14 protein-coding genes are annotated in these 20310 nt (G+C 63.0%); 3 read left to right on the forward strand and 11 right to left on the reverse strand.

Annotated features, from left to right (window positions below; genetic code table 11):
• Positions 1–57 precede the first annotated feature (57 nt).
• From bcsC to bcsR, 6 genes are all read right to left on the reverse strand, one after another.
• Positions 58–3531, reverse strand: a complete 3474-nt coding sequence (gene bcsC / locus HWW83_RS17365; RefSeq protein WP_176589450.1) for a cellulose synthase complex outer membrane protein BcsC — start codon at positions 3529–3531, stop codon at positions 58–60.
• Complete coding sequence (gene bcsZ, locus HWW83_RS17370) at positions 3513–4625, reverse strand: cellulose synthase complex periplasmic endoglucanase BcsZ (RefSeq protein ID WP_080273430.1); 1113 nt, start codon at positions 4623–4625, stop codon at positions 3513–3515. Before bcsZ ends, bcsC begins: the two co-directional genes overlap by 19 nt.
• 5 nt (positions 4626–4630) lie before the next feature.
• The gene (bcsB, locus tag HWW83_RS17375; RefSeq protein ID WP_089197574.1) at positions 4631–6919 is read right to left on the reverse strand and encodes a cellulose biosynthesis cyclic di-GMP-binding regulatory protein BcsB; all 2289 of its coding nucleotides are present in this window, start codon (positions 6917–6919) and stop codon (positions 4631–4633) included.
• 62 nt (positions 6920–6981) lie between these two features.
• Positions 6982–9585, reverse strand: a complete 2604-nt coding sequence (bcsA, locus tag HWW83_RS17380; RefSeq protein WP_033645053.1) for a UDP-forming cellulose synthase catalytic subunit — start codon at positions 9583–9585, stop codon at positions 6982–6984.
• Positions 9582–10322, reverse strand: coding sequence for a cellulose biosynthesis protein BcsQ (gene bcsQ, locus HWW83_RS17385; protein WP_033645054.1), 741 nt, complete (start codon positions 10320–10322; stop codon positions 9582–9584). The genes bcsA and bcsQ overlap by 4 nt, the downstream gene beginning before the upstream one ends.
• A 3-nt stretch (positions 10323–10325) precedes the next feature.
• Positions 10326–10517, reverse strand: coding sequence for a cellulose biosynthesis protein BcsR (gene bcsR, locus HWW83_RS17390; protein WP_033645055.1), 192 nt, complete (start codon positions 10515–10517; stop codon positions 10326–10328).
• Positions 10518–10706: 189 nt separating this feature from the next.
• Here bcsR and bcsE point away from each other — a divergent pair, with 189 nt between their 5' ends.
• Genes bcsE through bcsG form a run of 3 tightly spaced genes read left to right on the forward strand, consistent with a single transcriptional unit; the run spans position 10707 to position 14120 of the window.
• On the forward strand, positions 10707–12275 hold the full coding sequence (bcsE, locus tag HWW83_RS17395) for a cellulose biosynthesis protein BcsE (protein ID WP_176589451.1): 1569 nt from the start codon (positions 10707–10709) through the stop codon (positions 12273–12275).
• A complete protein-coding gene (bcsF, locus tag HWW83_RS17400) occupies positions 12262–12468 on the forward strand; it encodes a cellulose biosynthesis protein BcsF (RefSeq protein WP_033645228.1) in 207 nt (68 codons plus the stop codon). Before bcsE ends, bcsF begins: the two co-directional genes overlap by 14 nt.
• Positions 12465–14120, forward strand: a complete 1656-nt coding sequence (gene bcsG / locus HWW83_RS17405; RefSeq protein WP_176589452.1) for a cellulose biosynthesis protein BcsG — start codon at positions 12465–12467, stop codon at positions 14118–14120. Before bcsF ends, bcsG begins: the two co-directional genes overlap by 4 nt.
• Before the next feature lie 287 nt (positions 14121–14407).
• Here the strand turns inward: bcsG and dppF are convergent, their stop codons facing one another.
• The 5 genes from dppF to dppA form a co-directional block, all read right to left on the reverse strand.
• Positions 14408–15397 (reverse strand): dipeptide ABC transporter ATP-binding subunit DppF, encoded by a 990-nt coding sequence (gene dppF, locus HWW83_RS17410; RefSeq protein WP_015376237.1) that lies wholly within the window; start codon positions 15395–15397, stop codon positions 14408–14410.
• Positions 15394–16374: a dipeptide ABC transporter ATP-binding protein gene (gene dppD / locus HWW83_RS17415; RefSeq protein WP_033645058.1), complete on the reverse strand. Its 981-nt coding sequence runs from the start codon at positions 16372–16374 to the stop codon at positions 15394–15396. The genes dppF and dppD overlap by 4 nt, the downstream gene beginning before the upstream one ends.
• A gap of 15 nt (positions 16375–16389) precedes the next feature.
• A complete protein-coding gene (gene dppC, locus HWW83_RS17420; RefSeq protein ID WP_033645059.1) occupies positions 16390–17292 on the reverse strand; it encodes a dipeptide ABC transporter permease DppC in 903 nt (300 codons plus the stop codon).
• A gap of 11 nt (positions 17293–17303) precedes the next feature.
• On the reverse strand, positions 17304–18323 hold the full coding sequence (gene dppB / locus HWW83_RS17425; RefSeq protein ID WP_033645060.1) for a dipeptide ABC transporter permease DppB: 1020 nt from the start codon (positions 18321–18323) through the stop codon (positions 17304–17306).
• 168 nt (positions 18324–18491) lie between these two features.
• Positions 18492–20099 carry a dipeptide ABC transporter periplasmic-binding protein DppA gene (dppA, locus tag HWW83_RS17430; protein WP_176589453.1) on the reverse strand — a complete coding sequence of 536 codons (1608 nt, stop codon included), beginning with the start codon at positions 20097–20099 and terminating at the stop codon, positions 18492–18494.
• Positions 20100–20310: the final 211 nt, after the last annotated feature.

Genomic DNA, 20310 nt, shown 5'->3' on the forward strand with positions numbered 1-20310 from the left:
CACACAGGGTAACAAAACTCCCCGGCGTCCGACACTCCGAATCTTTCCCCCTTCCGGCTACTTGAAGTCGGCGTAAGGCGTCAGCGGCTGCGGCGGCAAATCGAGATCCCCTTGCCAGCCGGCCAGGGAATAACGCAGATAAATCAACGCGTGGCTCGGCGTATAGTCCTTCGCCTGTTGAATGTCGATGCCGGCGCCGAGCGTCCAGTGCGAACTGAGACGGCGTTCGACGATCGCCCGCAGGGTATAACCGACGCCGCTCGAGGCGCTGCCGTCCTCGACGGCGAACTTATCGGGCAACGAATCCGGGATCAGTCCCTGCAGCGGATAACGGCGCTGGCTGTCGGTTTTGGAATGGGACAGCGAAACCGAACCGCCCAGCTCCCACGACCAGTTCTCGGTGCGCTGACGGTAGTTGACCGGCAGCGACAGCGACAGATATTGCTGCGGGCTGTAATAGCCGCCCTGCCCCAGCGAATAGCCGCTCAAATCCTTCTGGTAGTGCCACAGCATGGTATTGAGCCCAACGCTCAGGCGGCGATTGTCTTCGTTGATCAGCTTGTAGTAGTAACCGGCCATCAACCGCTGCCGCTGGTTGTCCGCCACGTTCTTGCCGGTGAGCTGGTGCGCGCTGAGATCGGCCCACACGCCGTTCGCCTCGCCGCGATCGTAGCTGGCGCTCAGACTGACGCCGGTGGCGCGCACGCCGCCCCAGGTAGTGCCGGTATTCGGATCCTTGGCGCCGCCAAACGCCAGCAGCGAGCTGGAGATCGGCCGCCGCGAGGCCGCCAGCGTCCAGCCGATGTGGTTCCAGTCGCCGCTGTAGGCCAGGCCGCCGGTCCAGTCGACCACCTCAAAGCCCATCGGCGTCGTGCCGATGTCGGCGGCCCAGCGATCGTTTTTCCAGCCGGCCGCCACGCTGGTGCCGGTGGTTTTCTGGTGTTCATCGCCGCGGCACCCTTGCGTGTTGCAGGTGCCGAAGGTTTCGTAGTACTTGCCGCTGCCGTCGGTCGAGAAGCGGCCGGCATCCAGCTGCACGGTGTCGGTACGCAAAAAGGCGCGCCCGTCATACAGCGGCATGTCCACCTGCAGCATGGTGTCGTGCGCGTTGAAGTCGGAAATGCCGCCGGTGCCGCTCGAGCGCCAGTAATCGTGATCGAGCGTGACGTTCACGTCTTGCTGTCGATACAGATCCGCGGCGTCGGAGCGGATGCCGCGTTTCAGCCAGTCGTCGCTCGGATTATTGCGCGTCAAATAGGTGTAGCCGTCATTATCCTGCGGCAGCGTAGGCGTGATGCCGCCGGCCACCATCGCCTGGCGGTAATCCTGCTGCGCCCGCTCCGGCTGTTGCTGAGCCCGCTCCAGGCGGGCGGCGTCGCGGTAGATCAGCGCTTTGGTCTGCCCGATGGGTTCTGGAGCCGCCGCCGTTTTCAGCCGGCCGAAGAGCGCGTCGGCCTGCTGCGCATCGCCGACCGCGCCCCAGGCATTGGCGACCCGCCGTTGGCTGTTGAGCGAAGCGTCTTGCGGCTGCGGTTCGGTTTTCAGCCGCTGGCGCGCCGCGTCCAGATCCCCCTGCGCCACATAGGCTTCGATCTCGCCCAGTTGCGCATCCGGGTTGTTCGGTTCACGACGTTTCACCCGCTGATAGTCGTCCAGCGCCGCCGCATACTCCCCGCGCGCCAGCGCCCACTCGGCGAGCAGCAAATCGATGCGCGTGTCCGCCGGCTGCCGGCGCAGATAGGCTTCCGCCGCCGGTTCGTCACCGGCCGCCCGCAGCCCTTCGGCATGCGCGATCGTCGCCTGCATTTTCAGCCGCTGCGCCAGTTCGCGCATGTTGTCGTTCCACTGCGCCGCCGGCAGCGTATTGAGCTGCGCCAGCGCCTGCCTGTCGCGATCGCTGCCGGAAAGATAGAGCGCATAGGCGTAGGTCAGCTGCGGATTGGCGTGCTGGCGCTGCGCCAGCTGCCGGAATAAGGCGTCCGCCTGTTGCGGCTGCCCGGCCTGACGCAGCGCCTGGGCATAGCGATAGGTCAGCCAGACATCGTCGGGCGCCATCGGCTGGGCGCGCCGATAGATTTCCGCCGCCTGCTGCCACTGTTGCTGCTGCGCCAGCGTCTCCGCCTGCTGTTTCAACCTGTCGAGCCGCAGCCCATCGAGAGTGCTGCGCAGCTTGGCCTGCTGGCTGCGCGGCAGGCCGTCAAGGTAGGCCAGCGCTTTTTCCGGCGACTGGCGTTGATAGATATTCACCAGGCCGCGCAGGGCGCTGCCGTTGCCGGGATCGCGCCGCAACGCCTGCTGATAAAACCCTTCCGCCGCGGCGTCATCCTTGCTCGCCACCGCCACATCGCCCAGGCCGATAAACGCGTCGCCGTTGCTGTCGTCGAGCTGGCGCGCCTGTTGATATTTCTGCCGAGCCAGCGCGAGATTGCCGGCCTTGAGCGCTTTGTCGCCCTCGTCGATCGCCAGCCAGTAGCCGGTGCTCTTAATCAGGCTCTGCCATTTGCCGCTGCCGTAGCCATTCTTGTCGGCCGCCAGCGCCTGGCGAAACAGCTTCAGCGCCTGCGGGCGGTCACCGGCGCGTGAATAGGCCTGGCCGAGCGCGCCCAGCACCTCGGCGTCGTTCGGCGTCGCCGCCAACGCCTTTTGCAACTCAGGAATGGCCGCCCGGCTGCCGCCTTTATCCACCTGTGCTAGGCCGCGCACCCTCGCCTGATAAGCCGGATCGGCCAACAGTTTCTGCTGTCTGGCCAGCTCTTCACGGGCGCTGGTCGCCTGATCGCCGGTGTCGAACACGCCGAGGAAACGGTTGAGCGCCGCTACGCTCTGCGCGCTGACCGGCATCGCTTTGACCTTGTCCAGCCACAGATCGGCGGCATCGCCGCGCCCGGCCGGATCGGCGGCGATCTTCTGCAGCAGTTCATAGGCCTGCGCGTCCTGATTCTGGCTGAACAGCATGCGCGCCAGCGACATGCGCAGCGCCGCGTTGCCGGAATATTGCTGATCCAGCGCCTGCAGCTGCTTTAACGCCTTCGCCTCCTGTCCCGGCAAGCGCGCCACCAGCCGCCAGTATTCCACCGCCAGATCGAGCGTCGGCGGCTCGCCGTGGAACAGCGCATCGTACTGCGCCTTGGCCTCCGGCAACCGGCCGGCGGTCGCCATCAGGCGCGCCTGCTGCAGCTTTTGCCGGGTTTCCGGCTGGGTCAGCAGCATGTTCATTTGCGCCTGGCGATAAGCGCTGGACTGCGGCGCGAGCGTTTTCAGCTTGTCCAACTGCTGCTGCGCCAGCGCCATGTTGCCCTGCCGCAGCGCCAAACGCATGCGCGCGGCGATCACGTCCGGGTTGTTCGGATCCATCAGTTCGAGCCGGTACAGCGATTGGCGCACCAGATCGTCCTTGTTGCCGGCCTCGCCAATGCGCACCTGCTCCAGCAGCCACTGCTCCGGCGCCACGGCCTCCGCAGCGCGCGCCTGCGGCAGCATCGCCAGACTCAGCGGAATCAAATTCAGCCAGTTTATTTTGAAGTTGTGCATTGGCCGTCCCACGAGGGTTGCAGTTCACCCTGACGATTAAAGCGATAACGTTGTTGATCCCACCCCTGGCCGAACAGCGTCAGCGAGGCGCTGAAATAGGCGTCGTCACCCGGCGGGTGTTCGCCGATCCGTTGCCGCTGGGCCGCCAGCGCGTCGGCCTGCGCCGCCAACATCGGCAACATCGCGGCGGAAAAGCCGACCGGGCCGTCGCCGGTGGTTTTGCCGCTGGCGGTATCGGTTTTCTCCGGCGGCACGCCCTGGCTGGCGGTGAGCTGCGCCATCGGCTGGAAGCGTTTGAGCAGCGCCGCCTTGTGTTCATCGTCGTCCGCCAGCATGCCGGCCCACAGATAGACCCGAATGGCGTCGTAGCTGCCGACGTTCGGCTTGACGGTGTCCGGCTGCCAGCCGGCGCCGACCCGCCATACCACCCAGTCCGGCGAGAAGCCGTGCGGCGCGGTCTCCAACCACAGCCGCTGATTGATCTCGCGCATCGCGCGCCACGGGCCGTTCAGCGCCGCAAAACGCGTCAACAGCTGCGGCGGCAGGTAGCTGGGGTTCAGCCGCCAGCGATCTTCCGCCACGAACCCGACTTTGCCTGGCAGCAGCATCAGCCCCAGGCCGGGGATGTCGGCCACTTCCTCGCGGCCGATGCGTTGCAACAGCAGCGTCCCCAGGGTTTGATAACGCCGGCTTTTCCACAGGCGGCCGGCTTCGAGCAGGTTATAAGCGATCCACAGATCGGCGTCCGACGCCGAGTTGGCGTCCAGCACCTTCCACTGCTTGTCGTCGCCCTCGCCCCACAGCCAGGCGGGTAAACGGGCGCTGAGATCGCCCGCCGCCAGGTTGTTCTCCGTCCAGGTCAACAGCTGGTCGAAGGTCGGCCGGTCATTGGCCACCAGGGCGAAGAACAGGCCGTAACTCTGCCCCTCCGACGTGGTGATTTTGTTCGGGCTGCTCGGATCGATCACCCGCCCCTGCGGGCTGATGTAGAACTGCTTGTACTGTTGCCAGCCCGGCCATTCGCAGGCCGCCGCCGCGCTGAAAGCGCACAGCAGCAGCATGCCGAGCGACAGGCGTTGCAGCATCGCGTTCACCGCCGTCAATCCCGATCTTCAGGCGCCAGACGCCGCCGGCTGAAGGCCTTCAGGCCGCGCCACAGCATCAACCCCAGGATCACCACCAGCACCACCGCGAGCACCGCCAGCAGGACCGGATGCGTGGAGAGGGCATACCAAAGCCGCTCCCACCAAGGCAGGTGACCGACATAGTAAACATCGCCGACGCGCAGGCTGTTGACCCCCGATTCGCGGATCACCGCCACCGAGCCGAACACCGCGGCGCGCTTGCCGCTGTCCAGCAGGGCATTGTTCAGCAGCTCATAGCCGCGCGGGCTGTCCGCCAACAGCGCCACGATGCTGCGCTGGTCGTTGAACGGCGACTGCACGCCAATGATCGCCGACATCGCCCCCTCGGAACTGACGGTGGTCTTGCTGTCCGGCTTGGCGTCCTCCGCCAGCACTTCCGAGCTGGGCAGCGGCGGTTGGCGCGTCGGCTGTTTCACCCAGCTTTGGGTCGCGTCCACCAGCAGACTGATTTTCTTGTCGTCGCGCAGCGCCTGCGGAATGGTGCCGACCATCAGGATGTCGTCGTCGCGATCCTTGGCCTGCGACCAGTCGTCGCTCAGCGTGAAGGCCAGCGCCGGGTAGCCGGTTTGCGCGCCGATCACGCCGAGCGCGTTCAGCAGCGCGCTGACCTGCGCCGGCTGCGGTTTCTGGTTCACCAACACCAGCGTTTGCGACAGATCCGCCAGGCGGCTGAACGGGAAGCCGGCGTTGGCGAAGGCGCGCAGGTCCGGCATCGCCATAAAGTGGCGGTAGCCGGAGAAATCGATGGTAGACGCGCCGTCGATCACCGCGTGGTTTTGCGTGAAGGAGTAGGTTTCGCAGCGCCCTTCCGCGCCGCTGGCCAGTAGCGTGGTGTAGTCAAAGTCAAAGCGCAGCTGGTTGGTGGCACCCAGCCGCAGCGCCGGGATGCTGACGTTCTTGTCGGAGTCGAGCAGCCCCTGCGTCAACGGCAGGCGCAGCAGCTGCGCCCCCTGTTCGTGTTCCGGCACCAGCGAGTAGGCCTGCACGAACTGGTTGTTCAGGCTGACGCTCAGCCGCGAACCGTCCTGAATGCGCGGCGCGGTATAACGGTACTTGAGGTGCATATCGATGCCGGTGCTGCGGATCAGGAACAGATCCGGCGGCAGGTTCATGGTCAGCGAGATCGGGCCGGGCTCGATGCCGCTGGTTTGCAGCTGTTCGGCGTATTGCTGCAGTTCGGCGAAGGTCATCGGCCGATCGGTGCGCACCCAGTTCGGCGCGTCGTAAGGCTGGCGCGGCGCCAGCTGTTCCACCTTGTCCACCGTCACGTTCTGGCCGCGGAACAGAATGTCGCCCTGCGCGATGCCTTTCACCGCGGTGATCAAATCGTTGTCGTCACGCCCCTGAATCAGCAGCAGTTTGACGTACGGATTGTCCGGGTGGCTGATCATCTCCACCGTCGGGCCGTTGACCGCCGGGTAATCGCGCAGGAAATCCGGGCGCTGCTTATTGGTGGCGAACACCACCGCGTGCTGCGTCGGCAGCGCGTTATACAGCGTCGGGAAGGATTGCCCGCGCCACTGCGCCTTGCTGCCGAACCAGGAAGCCAGAATGCCCGCCGCGCGCTGCTGGGCCAGATCCGGCTGGCCGGCGAACACCATCGGCAGCGTCAGCGGCCGATTATCGCGGCTGTCGAAGAACGGCTCAGGGAAGTGCGACAGCTCGTTTTTCACCGGCAGCGTCTGGAAGCGCAGCTTCAGCGCGCTGGATTTGCTGACGTCGAGCCACAGCGAGGTGCTGGCCGGGTTTTCGCAGATGTTCTGATAATGGCCGACGAACACCAGCCGGACGCGGTTAAAATCGGTGATATAGCGCGGATCGATCGCCATCTGGATGCGATTGGGCTTGCCCAACTGCTCCTTGGCGATCGTGGTCACGCCCATCAGCTCGTCGTTGAGGTAGACCTTGACGTGCGACTCGACCGGGATCAACGCCGGCGACGGCGTAAATTCCAGGTCGAGCATCGCCTGCGAGACGACCTCATCGCTGCGCACGCCGAATTCGATCTGCCCGTCCGGCCGGGTGCCGCGCAGAACAAAGGTGCCCGGCGGCGGCGCTATCTGCGCGAACGGCAGCGACACGTCGCGCACCGGCGCATTCGGATCCTGCGGCGCGGTCGCCGTATCGGCCGCCGCGGCGATCGGCGGCTGGGCCGCCACGGTCGGCGCGGTGGCGGTTTCGGCCTGCGACAGGGTGCTGATGCCTAAGGCCAGAGCAGTTAACCAGGTTATTTTTCTCGTCATCGTATCATCATCAATGTTGGAGCCTGTTCACCGGGCGAGTGAGCGGGCGGTTGAACTCGCAGCTAACCCACGGTTTCTTGTTGACCCAAGGTCGGATCCCTGCCGACGCCGCGCGGAATAAACGACACTACCCAGGCGGTCAGCGACGTGACCCCGACCAGCAGACCGCGCACCAGCGGCGGCGCGTAGTCCGCCATGCGCACATAGCCGCGGAAGCCCAGCGCCAGCACGTCGCGCAGGCTTTCGATCGGCCGGTCTTCAGGGAACCCGTCCTGCCACAGCGCCCAGGTATCGGCGCGGGCGAAGGTGCACTGAATAAAATCGATGTGTTCGCGGGTGGAAAGACTGACCAGACGCACCCCCACCTTGTTGCCGAAGGCGCGCGTCACCACGCAGGGGAAGCTGTACTCCTGCTGGCCGCGTTTGAGCAGCAGCGAGGCCTTGTCGCCCTCTTTCAACGTGTCCGCCACCCGCATCTCGATGCCCACGCCGCCATCGGAGTAATCGCGCAGCGTGCAGGGGTAGAGATGGCCGTCGGCACGCGCGATCGCCGCCGGCATGGCGATCTCCACGCGGTGCGCCTGACGCACCTGTTTGGCTTCCACCGCCACCGCCACCGCGCCGCCGAGAATGGTCATGTTGTACAGCACCCACACCAGGCTGATGATCACCGTCATCACCTCGTCCGTCGGGCCATAGGCCAGCCGCCAGGCGCCGAACGCCAGCCCGGCGAGGTTAAGAACCACCAGGAACATGTAAGGCCGGGTGATCACCCAGTCGACGTGCTCCTCCTCCACCAGCCCGCCCTTGGCGGTCACGTTGAATTTGCCCTTGTGCGGATTGAACAGCGCCACCGTCGTCGGCCGCGCGATATACCAGGCCAACACCGTTTCATAGATTTCGCTCCAGAACGAATGGCGGTATTTCCCCTGGATGCGCGAGTTGGTCAGGCTGGCGTGGATCATGTGCGGCAGCACGTAAAGCGCGATCGCCAGCGCCGGCGCAAAGATGATGTAGGCATGCAACAGCAAAAACGCCAGCGGCGCGGTGAGGAAGATCAGCCGCGGGATGCCCGACAGGAAGTGCAGCATGGCGTTGGCGTAGCACAGGCGCTGCGCCAGTTTCAGCCCCTTGCCCAGCAACGGGTTGTCGAGCCGGAAGATCTGCACCATGCCGCGCGCCCAGCGAATGCGCTGGCCGATGTGCGCCGACAGGCTTTCGGTCGCCAGCCCGGCGGCCTGCGGAATGCGGATATAGGCCGAGGTATGCCCGCGCCGGTGCAAACGCAGCGAGGTATGGGCGTCTTCGGTGACGGTTTCCACCGCAATGCCGCCGATTTCGTCCAGCGCGCTGCGGCGCAGGATGGCGCAAGAGCCGCAGAAGAAGGTGGCGTCCCACATGTCGTTGCCGTCCTGCACCAGCCCGTAGAACAAAGTGCCCTCGTTGGGCGTCTGACGGAAGCGGCCAAGGTTGCGCTCGAAGGGATCCGGCGAGAAGAAGTGGTGCGGGGTCTGCAGCATCGCCAGCTTTTTGTCTTTGAAGAACCACCCCATGGTCAGCTGCAGGAAGGAGCGCGTCGGGACATGGTCGCAGTCGAAAATCGCCACGAACTCGCCGGTGGCCTGCTTCAGCGCGTTGTTGATGTTGCCGGCCTTGGCGTGTTCGTGAGTCGGCCTGGCGATGTACTTCACTCCCACCTCGGCGGCGAACGCCCGGAACTCGGGGCGATTGCCGTCATCAAGGATATAGATGTTCACTTTCTCTTTCGGCCAGTCGATGCCCAGCGCCGCATAGATGGTGGGCTTCACCACCCCGAGGTCTTCGTTGTAGGTCGGCACCATCAGATCGATGGTCGGCCAGGTGGCGCTGTCTTCGGGCAACGGCACCGGCTGGCGGTTAAGCGGCCAGATAGTCTGGAAATAGCCCAGCACCAACACCACCCAGGCGTAGGTTTCCGCCACCAGCAACAGCAGGCCGCATACCAGGCTGAGCGGATCGTCCCAGTTCAGCGTGGCGGTATAGCGCCACCACAGGTAACGGCAGGAGACGGTCAACGACAGCACGATCAGCATCAACGCAGGCAAGCGCCCCGGTACCCGGCGCACCACCATCGCGATCCCCCACAGCAGCAGAACGAACACGAACTGCGCCGACAGATCGAACGGTTGCGAGATGCACAGCATGGCGAGGATCGCCGCCAGCACGCCGACCAGAATGAACAGCGCGCGCCGCAATCCGCGGTTCATACGGCCGAGTCGCTCTACCGAGCGCTGTTCCACGCCGGCGTTTTTCAGCCGCTGCGGCAAGCCCTGCAGCCAGTCGGCATAGCGCTGCTGCAGCCGCCGCCAACCGGCGAAATAATCGCGCTGCACCGGCGCGCGGCCGCTGCGGAACAGCAGCAGCCACGCCCCCTGCAGCAAATAGCGCAGCGCATCCGCCGGGCGGGGGCGTTCGGCGGACAGATGCGGGAACCAGTAAGCGCGGCCGGCGCGCACGCGCCGCCAGGCCGGTGACTCCAAACGCAGCAGCATCCACCCCAGCGCCACCAACAGCGTAGTGAAAAAGGCGGTCAGCGCCGACGCCCCGCTGCGGCGATAGGCGCGGTAACGCGCCTGCACCGCCTGGCGCACCGGCGGCACCAGCAGCAGGCTCAGCACCCGACTCATGGCGCAATGCCCCGTTTGAGGTTGATCAGGCACCAGTTGGCCAGCGTCAGCACTTCATCCGCCGCCAGGCTCTCGGGGCGGTACTCGCCCAGCGGCTGTTTGGCCGCCAGCGCTTCCGCCAGCGCTTCATCGCGGTGGATAACCACCGGCAACAGGCCGCTCAGCGTTTGCAGCCACAGCTGATGCAAATCCTGCTGCAGCCGGCTGGCCGAAGAGTAATGGTTAATCAGGAAATGACTTGCGTGCGGCAGCGCCTGCTGATGGAGCCGCACCTGACAGTTGGCGTCGGGGTTCAACAGCACGAACACGCTGTCGGCCAGTTGCAATGCCTGCTGCGCCAAAACGCCATCCCCGACCGGGACGTCCAGCAGGATCCAGCGCTGCGGATCGCCGGCCATCAGCTGACGCAAATTATCGCGCCAGCGATCGGGATGCGCCTGACACCGATGTTGCACTTCCAGCCGTTCCGCCGCATTCAGGCGGCCAAACGGTAAAAAGTCGAGGTTTTCGCAATAACGCAGCGCGCCTTCCCGCCAACCGCCGCCGTCCTGTTCCGCGCGTGCCCAGCCGCGCGCCAGTTCGAACGGCGTGTTGAAATGCAGGCGCAGCAGATTGTCCGGCGTAAAGTCTATCGCCAGCACCGACTCGCCAAGCTGGCGCAACGCCCAGGCGAGCGCCGCCGTGACTGACGTCGTCCCCATTCCACCCCGCAACCCTTGCAGCGCGATCGCCGGCATAGATCAGTGGCTCCCCGCGTTTTGCGCCAATTCGGCCAGCAGCGGCCAGCGCGTCATCATTTGCGTTAACCGCTCCTGCCGCGAAATATCGACATAGCTTAATTTTGGTAATGAAAAAGCCTGGCTGAGCGCCTGCAGGTCATCCTGGCTCTCCTCCGGCGCCGCTGCACGAAAATGGCTGGGTGCGTTATTCATTCTTCCGCCTTGGCGAAAATAGGCTATGTTAATTAACTATAGCAACGATACAAAAAGAGACAGGCAATAAGATGATTCTCAACAAATATTATTGAAGAGCATCGGAGATTTGTTATTGCCAGCGTAAAAATGGCTATCTTTAAATATAAACGCCTTTAGTCGGCTTTCAACGAAAGTAGAACACATCCTATGGCGCACTCTTTTTCTCTAGGCATTCGGCAGATTTGGGAAGAGCTGTCGGTGATGCAGGCCCCCGGGCTTTATTGGATCAATATCGACAGGCAAAGCGACGCCGCGCTGTTGTGTCGCCAGGCCATCGCCGCCCAGCCGGCCACCCGCAAGCTCGCCCTGATCTGCAGCGGAGACAAACCCGATCGCCTGCTGGCCGAGCTGGCTGCGCCCGCTTTGCAGAAGCTGCCGCTGTATCAACTACCGGAGAAAAAAGCCGCGCTGGCGCAGTTGAGCGACGATCTGATGCGCGCCCTGCGGCCGCAAAATCGCTTACTTATCCTGCTGGCCCACGCCAGCCTGTGGCAAACCTTCACCACCGAAGAACTGCGCGAATGGACGCGCACCCTCGCCGCCTGGCTGCGGCGGCAGGGGTGTACGCTATTGATCCTCAGCCACGGCGGCGGCATCAATAAGCTCAAAGGGCAGCTCAGCACACAGCACCGCATCCTGAACGGCCTGTCCAGCCTGCAATGGCAGCAGGACAGCGCGCAATACCTGGTGAACTGGTGGAGCACCGAAAACGGCATCAACGCCAATCAGCTGCTGACGCTGTATGCGGCGGAAGGCGGTTGGCAGGGCGAGGAGGAAAATAGCCACCCCTCCCCCACCGCCTTGCGCAGCGACGAAGGCCAGTATCTGGCCGAGCGCAGCATCCTGGAAGGCGCGCCGCCGCTGTCCGCCAACTGGCAGCTGTTGGAGAACAACGACGAACTGGCGCAGCACGGCATGCTGAGACTCTCGGCGACGTTGATTTTCGCGTTGTATCAAAGCGACCAAATCGATCATCTGGCGCACCAGATCCACACCCTGCGCCGCAGCCGCGGCAACGGCCTGAAAATCGCGGTGCGCGAGATGAGCGCCAGCCTGCGCTACAGCGACGAACGGCTGCTGCTGGCCTGCGGCGCCAACCTGATCGTGCCGCACGTCGCGCCGCTGTCGCGTTTTCTGACCATGCTTGAAGGCATCCAGGGGCAGCGCTTCTCACGTCACGTGCCCGCCGACATCGATGCGCTGCTGGCCGGGCTGCGTCCGCTGCAGCTGAAAGGCTACATGCGGCCGGAACCGTTTAGCCAGGCGGTGCTTTCGCTGATGGCCAACACCTTGCTGCCCGAGGACGGCAAAGGCGTGATGGTGGCGTTGCGCCCGGCCACCGGCCTGCGCGCCGAACAGGCGATGACCCTGTGCCACCTGCGGCGTTTCGGCGACGTGATGACCGTGGTGCAGGGGCGCCTGGTGCTGTTCCTCTCCACCTGCCGCATCAACGATCTGAACACCGCGCTGAAGTTCATCTTCCGCCTGCCGGTGGATGAAGCCTTCAGCAACCGGGTAGTGTGGCACCAGGATGTCGATATCATTTCGGAAATCAAACGCATGGCTCAGGGGCGCTGGCAGCTTACCGCCACCGGCGCCGCGGGCGTCGCGCCGCCGCCCCCCGTGGTGACGGCCGCAGAGCCCGCAGAACGCCGCCAGCCGATCGCTTTCACGCTGCCGCTTGGCCCGCAGGAGGAAAAGCATGCTGAACCTTAACGACATCCTGCAACTGATCTTGCTGTGCGCGCTGGTCTTCATTCCGCTGGGCTACGCCTTTCACCGGCGTTTTCCGCATTTGCGTCAATACTGGCAAAACCTGTTGTTATCGCCGCGCTATTTGAAATCCGCCGGTTTATGGGTGCGCACAGGCTCATCCTCCCAGATTAAACGTCATAAGAAGCAGCCATGAATCCAAACACAAATACGCAATCCGATAACGCTCTGTGGCGCTACTGGCGCGGGCTGGGTGGCTGGAACCTCTACTTTCTGGCGAAATTCGCCCTGCTGTGGTTCGGCTACCTGAATTTCCACGCGCTGCCGAACCTGGTGTTCATGGCCTATCTGCTGATGCCGATCCCCTCGCCGCGGCTGCACCGCTGGCGCCATTACCTCGCCATCCCGATCGGCATCGCGTTGTTCTACCACGATACCTGGCTGCCGGGCATCAACAGCATTCTCAGCCAGGGCTCTCAGCTGGCCGGCTTCAGCGCCCAGTACCTGCTGGAGCTGGTCAGCCGCTTTATCAACTGGCAGATGGTCGGCGCCGCCTTCGTGTTGCTTATCGCCTACCTGTTCGTCGCCCAGTGGGTGCGCGTTACGGTGTTCACCGTGGCCGCGCTGGTGTGGCTCAATATCGTCAACATCGCCGGGCCGGCGGTCTCACTGCTGCCCGCCAGTTCCACGGCTGCCGCCGGCGGCGCCGGCACGCCGGCCACGGCCGCGCCGACGGCAGGAGATAATGCGCCCGCAGACAGCCTGCCGCCGACCAGCGCCAACCTGACGGCCTATCTGAACCAGTTCTACGAGCGGGAAAAAGGCCGCGCCACCGCGTTCCCGGCCACTTTGCCCGCCGACGCCCAACCGTTCGATCTGTTGGTGATCAACATCTGCTCGCTGGCCTGGGCCGATATGGAGGCGGTCAACCTGCAGAATCATCCGCTGTGGTCGAAGATGGATATCATGTTCGACAGTTTCAACTCGGCCACCGCCTACAGCGGCCCGGCGGCCATACGGTTGCTGCGCGCCAGCTGCGGCCAGCTTTCGCATCACGATCTGTACCAGCCGGTGAACCAGCAGTGTTACCTGTTCGACAACCTGGCGAAGCTCGGCTTCAAGGAACAGCTGATGCTCGATCACTCCGGGGTGTTCGGCAACTTCCTGAAAGAGCTGCGTGAACAGGGGGATATGCAGGCGCCGCTGATGTCGCAGGCCGGCGTCGGCAACGAGCTGACGTCGTTCGACGGCGAGCCGATTTATAACGATCTGGAATTGCTGACCCGCTGGCTGGATCAGCAGCAAAAAGCCGGAGACGCCCGCACCGCCACCTTCTTCAACGTCATTCCGCTGCACGACGGCAACCGCTTCGTCGGCTCTAACAAGAGCGCCGACTATCAGCCGCGCGCGCAGAAGCTGTTCGATCAGCTGAACACCTTCCTCGATCAGCTGGAAAAATCCGGCCGCAAAGTGGTGGTGGTGATCGTTCCCGAGCACGGCGCGGCGTTGGTGGGTGACAAGATGCAAATGTCCGGCCTGCGCGATATCCCCAGCCCGAACATCACCCATACGCCAGTCGGCATCAAACTGATCGGTATGAAGGCGCCGCATCAGGGCAGCCCGCTGCAGGTCAAAACGCCGAGCAGCTATCTGGCGCTGTCGGAGCTGGTATCACGTCTGGTGGACGGCAAAGTCTTCAGCGAGTCCAGCGTCGACTGGCAGGCGCTGACGCAAGGGCTGCCGCAGACGCCGGTCATCTCCGAAAACGACAACGCCATCGTGATGCAATATCAGGGGAAACCATACATTCGCCTGAACGGCGGCGATTGGGTGCCTTATCCGCAATAAGCGCGGCCTTATCGACCCAAAGCACGCCGACGGCGTGCTTTTTTTATTGAACAAGTCCGACAAAAGGCGAAGTTAAACGTCTGGCAAAAATATTATTACTCACCTCCCGTTAAATTTTTTATTCGCTTATTAATTCATTGCGAAAATTCCTATAAAAATAAGCATTCGTCAGATTTTCGTTAAGCATTCAATAACGCCCCGAAAAGCGATTCGATTAACTGATTGATTAAATAATAAAAAACGCCGGCGTTAAGCCGGCGTGGGTTTATGCGGTGAAATCCGACGCTTTACGCCCCCGGATGTTCGTCCTGATCGACCGCAAAACAGGCCACCATCTGCTCACCGTACTGCTTCAGCTGCGGCTGCAGCTGTACGCAGGTGCCGAAGGCGCGGCGGCAGCGGGCATTGAATGCGCAGCCCGGCGGCGGGTTCATCGGGCTGGGCAGTTCGCCGGTCAGCTTGATGCGCTCGCGGCGCATATCCGGGTTCAACCGCGGCGTCGCCGACAGCAGCGCCTGGGTGTATGGATGGCGCGGGTTGTTGAAGATCGCCTCTTTGCTGCCCTTTTCCACGCAGCGGCCCAGGTACATCACCATCACTTCATCGGCGATGTGTTCCACCACCGACAGATCGTGCGAGATGAACACGTAGGACAGCCCCAGCTCCTGCTGCAGATCCATCATCAGGTTCAGCACCTGCGCGCGCACCGACACGTCCAACGCCGACACCGGCTCATCGGCGATCACCACGTCCGGATTCAACATCAGTCCGCGGGCGATGGCGATACGCTGACGCTGGCCGCCGGAGAACATGTGCGGATAGCGATCGTAATGCTCGGTCTTCAGGCCGACCTTCGCCATCATCTCCAGCGCTTTTTCCCGCCGTTCGGCGGCGCTGAGCGAGGTGTTGATCAACAGCGGCTCCTCGAGGATCTGCCCGACCTTCTTGCGCGGGTTGAGCGATCCGTAAGGATTCTGGAACACGATTTGGATCTTCTGGCGCCGCAATTTCTCGGCGGAAACGTCCGGCTTCAGCAGATCCTGTCCCTGGTAGTACAGCTCGCCGCCGGTCGGTACTTCGATCATCGTCAGCAGGCGACCAAGCGTGGATTTGCCGCAGCCCGACTCACCGACCACCGCCAGCGTTTTACCGCGCTCCAGAGTGAAGGAGACGCCGTCCAGCGCCTTGACCAGCCGCTCCGGCGCGAACAGGCCCTTTTTCACCGGGTAATGCTTTTTCAGGTCGATCGCCTGCAGTAAAGGTTGATTCTGGCTCATACGGTCGGCCTCCCCGCATCATCCAGCGGTGTGTGACATTTAACCTGACGGCCGGGAATGCTGCGCAGTTCCGGCTCCTCGTTACGGCAGCGCTCGTTGGCGTACGGACAACGCGGATTGAGCAGGCAGCCGGTCGGGCGATCGTATTTGCCCGGCACCACGCCCGGCAGCGAAGCCAGCCGCGCCTTGTCGGCGGCGAACTCCGGCAGCGCGCGCAGCAGCGCCTGGGTGTACGGGTGGCGCGGCGCGCGGAAAATCTCCGCCGCTTTGCCGGATTCCACCACCTGGCCGGCGTACATCACGATAATGTGATGCGCCGCTTCCGCCACCAGCGCCAGATCGTGGGTGATGAGCAACAGCGCCATGTTCTCGCGCTGCTGCAGATCCAGCAGCAGTTCGATGATCTGCGCCTGGATGGTCACGTCGAGCGCGGTCGTCGGCTCATCGGCGATCAGCAGCTTCGGCCGACAGGCGATAGCCATGGCGATCATCACGCGCTGGCTCATGCCGCCGGAAAGCTGGTGCGGGTACACGTCCAGCCGCGAGGCCGGATCGGGAATCCCCACCTGCGTCAGCAGGTCGATAGCGCGCTGGCGGCGAGTGCGGCGGTTGCCGCCCTGATGCACCTTCAGCGCCTCCATAATCTGATAACCGACGGTGTAGCACGGGTTCAGGCTGGTCATCGGATCCTGGAAGATCATCGCCACTTCGGAGCCCACCAGCTGGCGGCGCTCTTTTTCGGAGATCTTGCGCAAGTCCTGGCCGTTGAACTCCAGCTTGTCGGCCATCACTTTGCCGGGAAAATCGATCAGGCCCATGATCGCCAGCGAACTGACGGATTTGCCGGAGCCGGATTCGCCGACGATGCCGACCACCTGACCTTGATCCACGCTGTAACTGATGCGGTCTACCGCGCGGAACGGGGTGCCTTCGTCACCGAAGTGCACCGAAAGCTTGTCTACATTCAATAACGCCATCTCTCTCGTCCTCTGTTACTGCTTGAGTTTGGGGTCGAGAGCGTCACGCAAACCGTCCCCCATCAGGTTGAATGCCAGCACCGTCAGCAGGATCGCCAGGCCGGGGAAGGTCACTACCCACCAGGCGCTTTGCGCGAACTGCAACACGTCGGAGAGCATGGTGCCCCACTCCGGCGTCGGCGGTTGCGCGCCCATGCCCAGAAAGCCGAGAGCGGCCATGTCGAGAATGGCGTTCGAGAAACCGAGAGAAGCCTGAACGATCAAGGGCGCCAGGCAGTTAGGCAGAATATTGACGAACATCTGACGCAGCGCGCCGGCGCCCGCCACCCGCGAAGCGGTGACGTAATCGCGGTTCACCTCCGCCAGCACCGCCGCGCGCGTCAGACGCACATAGTGCGGCAAGGCGACGAAGGTGAGCGCCAGCGAGGCGTTGACGATCGACGGTCCGAATACCGCCACCAGCACCAGCGCCAGCAGCAGGCTCGGCAGGGCCAGCATGATGTCGACGACGCGCATGATCACCGCGTCCACCGCGCCGCCGAAGTAGCCGGCCAGCAGGCCGAACACCACGCCCATGACCAGCGACAACACTACCACCAGACAACCGACCAGCAGCGACAGGCGCGCGCCGTACATCAGGCGCGACAGCACGTCGCGGCCCACGTCGTCGGTGCCCAGGATGTATTGCCAACTGCCGCCCTCCTGCCACACCGGCGGCTTGAGCAGCGCGTCGCGGAACTGGTCCGCCGGCGCATGCGGCGCCAGCACCCCGGCGCCGAGCGCGATCACCAGCATCAAAACGATATACACCAGGCCGACCACGGCCCCTTTATTGCGCTTGAAATAGTGCCAGAACTCCTGAAACGGGGTCATCGGCTTCGGCGCACCTTTAACTGCAGACTCAGTGATTTGAGACATGAGAGCGCCCCTTATTTCTTGTGGCGAATACGCGGGTTGACCACGCCGTAGAGCACGTCTACCAGCAGGTTAACCAGAATGATCATACAGGCGACCAGCAACACCCCGCCCTGCACTACCGGGTAATCACGGCGCTGCAGCGCATCGATCAGCCAGCGGCCCAGACCCGGCCAGGAGAAGATGGTTTCGGTCAGAATGGCGCCGGCCAGCATGGTGCCGACCTGCAGCCCGATCACCGTCACCACCGGCAGCAGCGCGTTGCGCAGCGCGTGAACGACGATCACCCGCATGCGGCTCACGCCCTTGGCGCGCGCGGTGCGGATATAGTCTTCGCCCAACACCTCCAGCATCGAGGAGCGGGTCATGCGCACGATCACCGCCAGCGGGATGGTGCCCAGCACGATGGCCGGCAGGATCATGTGCATCACCGCATCGATAAAGTCGCCCGGTTCGCCCCAGATCAGGGTGTCTATCAGCATGAAGCCGGTCAGCGGGTGGCTGTCGTCGAGGAATACCGTGTCGCTGATGCGCCCCGACACCGGCGTCAGGTTAAGCTGCACCGACACCAGCATGATCAGCATCATGCCCCACCAGAAAATCGGCATCGAATAGCCGGTCAGCGAGATGCCCACCGCGGTATGGTCGAAGACCGAGCCGCGTTTGACCGCCGCCAGCACCCCGACCGGGATGCCCACCAGCACCGCGAAGATCATCGCGCACAGGCCCAGCTCCAGCGTGGCCTGAAAGCGCGGAACGAACTCGCTCCAGACGGAGATGCGGCTTTTGAGTGAGGTGCCCAGATCGCCGTGCAGCACGTTGGACACGTAGGAGAAATATTGTTGATAGAGCGGCTTGTCCAGCCCCATTTCCGCCATCAGCTGCGCGTGGCGCTCGGCGGAGATACCGCGTTCCCCGGCCATGATGGTCACCGGGTCGCCGGGGATCATATGGACGAATGCAAAAGTCAGCAATGTAATGCCGATAAACGTTGGGATAACTAACCCCAAACGTCGGAGTATGAACTGCAACATATCCCGAACTCTCTGTATCAATGCCCGGCAGCTCATCGTCCGCCAGGCTTATTAACGCTCACATGCCTTTGAACGATCCAACGGCCATACGCCGGAGACTGGTCAGCAGAGGCGCAAACCTGTTGCGCCCCTGCAAGTCCATTCGTGCATCTCCGGTTTAGGTCGGAATCAGTCTACAGAGACATTCTCGAAGTGATGCTTGCCGAGCGGATCCACGACGTAGCCCTTCACTTCCTTACGCACAGGCTCATACACGGTGGAGTGCGCGACGATCAGCGCCGGAGCCTGATCGTGCATCACCACCTGCGCCTGCTTGTACAGTTCGATGCGTTTGTCGTGGTTGGACTCGGCGCGCGCCGGTTGAATCAGATCTTCAAACGGCTTGTAGCACCAGCGGGAGTAGTTGGAGCCGTCTTTCGCCGCCGCGCAGCTGAACAGCGTGGCGAAGAAGTTGTCCGGATCCCCGTTGTCGCCGGTCCAGCCCATCATCACCGTCTGGTGCTCGCCCGCTTTGGCGCGCTTGAGGTATTCACCCCACTCATAGGTCACGATTTTGGCTTTCACGCCGATCTTGGCCCAGTCGGCCTGGATCATTTCCGCCATGCGGCGCGCGTTCGGGTTGTAAGGACGCTGTACCGGCATCGCCCACAGGTCGATGCTGAAACCATCGGCCATGCCCGCTTCTTTCAGCAGTTCTTTCGCCTTGGCCGGATCGTAAGCGTAATCCTGCACCGCGTCGTTATAGCCCCACATGGTCGGCGGGATCAGGTTCTTGGCCGCCTGGCCCGCGCCCTGATAAACCGCGTCGATGATCGCCTGCTTGTTGACCGCCATGGTCAACGCCTGACGCACCTTCACGTTATCCAGCGGTTTTTTCTCGGTGTTGAACGACAGGTAACCCACGTTCAGCCCCGGCTGCTCCATCAGGTTGATGGATTTGTCCTGCTTCATGCGGGCGATATCGGCCGGGTTCGGGAACGGCATCACCTGGCATTCGTTTTTCTGCAGCTTGGCGTAACGCACGGAAGCGTCAGGCGTGATGGAGAACACCAGGCGATCGATCTTCGGCTTGGTGCCCCAGAAACCGTCGAACGCCTTGTACAGGATTTTGGAGTCTTTCTGGTATTGCAGCAGCTGGAACGGGCCGGTACCGATCGGGTTCAGGTCGACTTTTTCCGGCGTACCGGCTTTCATCATGACGTCAGCGTATTCGGCGGACAGGATGGACGCGAAGTCCATGCCCAGGTCAGCCAGGAACGGCGCCTCCGGGCGGTTCAGCACGAAACGCACGGTGTTGTCGTCTACTTTTTCGATCTTGGCGATCAGCTTCGGCATGTCCATGCCTTCAAAGTATTCGTAACTGCCGCCGGACACTTTGTGGTAGGCGTTATTGGCATCCAACTGGCGTTCGAAGGAGAACACCACGTCGTCGGCGTTGAAGTCGCGCGTCGGTTTGAAATCTTTGCTGCTCTGCCACTTCACGCCTTTGCGCAGGTGGAAGGTATAGGTTTTGCCGTCTTCGCTGACGTCCCACTTCTCAGCCAGGCCCGGCTGCAGTTCGGTGGTGCCGACTTTGAATTCGACCAGGCGGTTGTAGATCGGTACCGAACTGGCGTCGTGGGTGGTGCCGGAGGTGAACAGCTGCGGGTTGAACCCTTCCGGGGAACCTTCAGAACAGTAAACCAACGTCTTGGCCTGTACGCTGGCCGCCACGGTCAGCGCGATCAGCCCAATGCCGAATTTCAGAACCCCCGATTTACCCAAGGAACGTGTCATCGTTAGTGCTCCATTGTGTGATGTGATGTGTGTAATTGCCGCCAGACCTGTATTTTTTATTGCGTGGCCTGTGCGGTCAGCGCCCGAAGGCAGAAGGCGTACGATGAGAGGATGCCGGATGGAACGCATCGCGACGGGGACGTCTGAGCGCGTGGAATTCACTCAAACAACTCTCGCTCTTACCCCTGAGGCTATCAAGTTACCAACTGTT

It is taken from the genome of Serratia ureilytica (assembly GCF_013375155.1).
Taxonomy (GTDB): Bacteria; Pseudomonadota; Gammaproteobacteria; order Enterobacterales; family Enterobacteriaceae; genus Serratia; species Serratia ureilytica.

Coding starts and splice junctions, on each gene's coding strand:
- dppF (WP_015376237.1), bottom strand. CDS start 15,397: ATGAGCCAGAATCAACCTTTACTGCAGGCGATCGACCTGAAAAAGCAT.
- bcsB (WP_089197574.1), bottom strand. CDS start 6,919: ATGACGAGAAAAATAACCTGGTTAACTGCTCTGGCCTTAGGCATCAGC.
- dppC (WP_033645059.1), bottom strand. CDS start 17,292: ATGTCTCAAATCACTGAGTCTGCAGTTAAAGGTGCGCCGAAGCCGATG.
- bcsR (WP_033645055.1), bottom strand. CDS start 10,517: ATGAATAACGCACCCAGCCATTTTCGTGCAGCGGCGCCGGAGGAGAGC.
- bcsE (WP_176589451.1), top strand. CDS start 10,707: ATGGCGCACTCTTTTTCTCTAGGCATTCGGCAGATTTGGGAAGAGCTG.
- dppA (WP_176589453.1), bottom strand. CDS start 20,099: ATGACACGTTCCTTGGGTAAATCGGGGGTTCTGAAATTCGGCATTGGG.
- bcsA (WP_033645053.1), bottom strand. CDS start 9,585: ATGAGTCGGGTGCTGAGCCTGCTGCTGGTGCCGCCGGTGCGCCAGGCG.
- bcsQ (WP_033645054.1), bottom strand. CDS start 10,322: ATGCCGGCGATCGCGCTGCAAGGGTTGCGGGGTGGAATGGGGACGACG.
- dppD (WP_033645058.1), bottom strand. CDS start 16,374: ATGGCGTTATTGAATGTAGACAAGCTTTCGGTGCACTTCGGTGACGAA.
- bcsG (WP_176589452.1), top strand. CDS start 12,465: ATGAATCCAAACACAAATACGCAATCCGATAACGCTCTGTGGCGCTAC.
- dppB (WP_033645060.1), bottom strand. CDS start 18,323: ATGTTGCAGTTCATACTCCGACGTTTGGGGTTAGTTATCCCAACGTTT.
- bcsC (WP_176589450.1), bottom strand. CDS start 3,531: ATGCACAACTTCAAAATAAACTGGCTGAATTTGATTCCGCTGAGTCTG.
- bcsF (WP_033645228.1), top strand. CDS start 12,262: ATGCTGAACCTTAACGACATCCTGCAACTGATCTTGCTGTGCGCGCTG.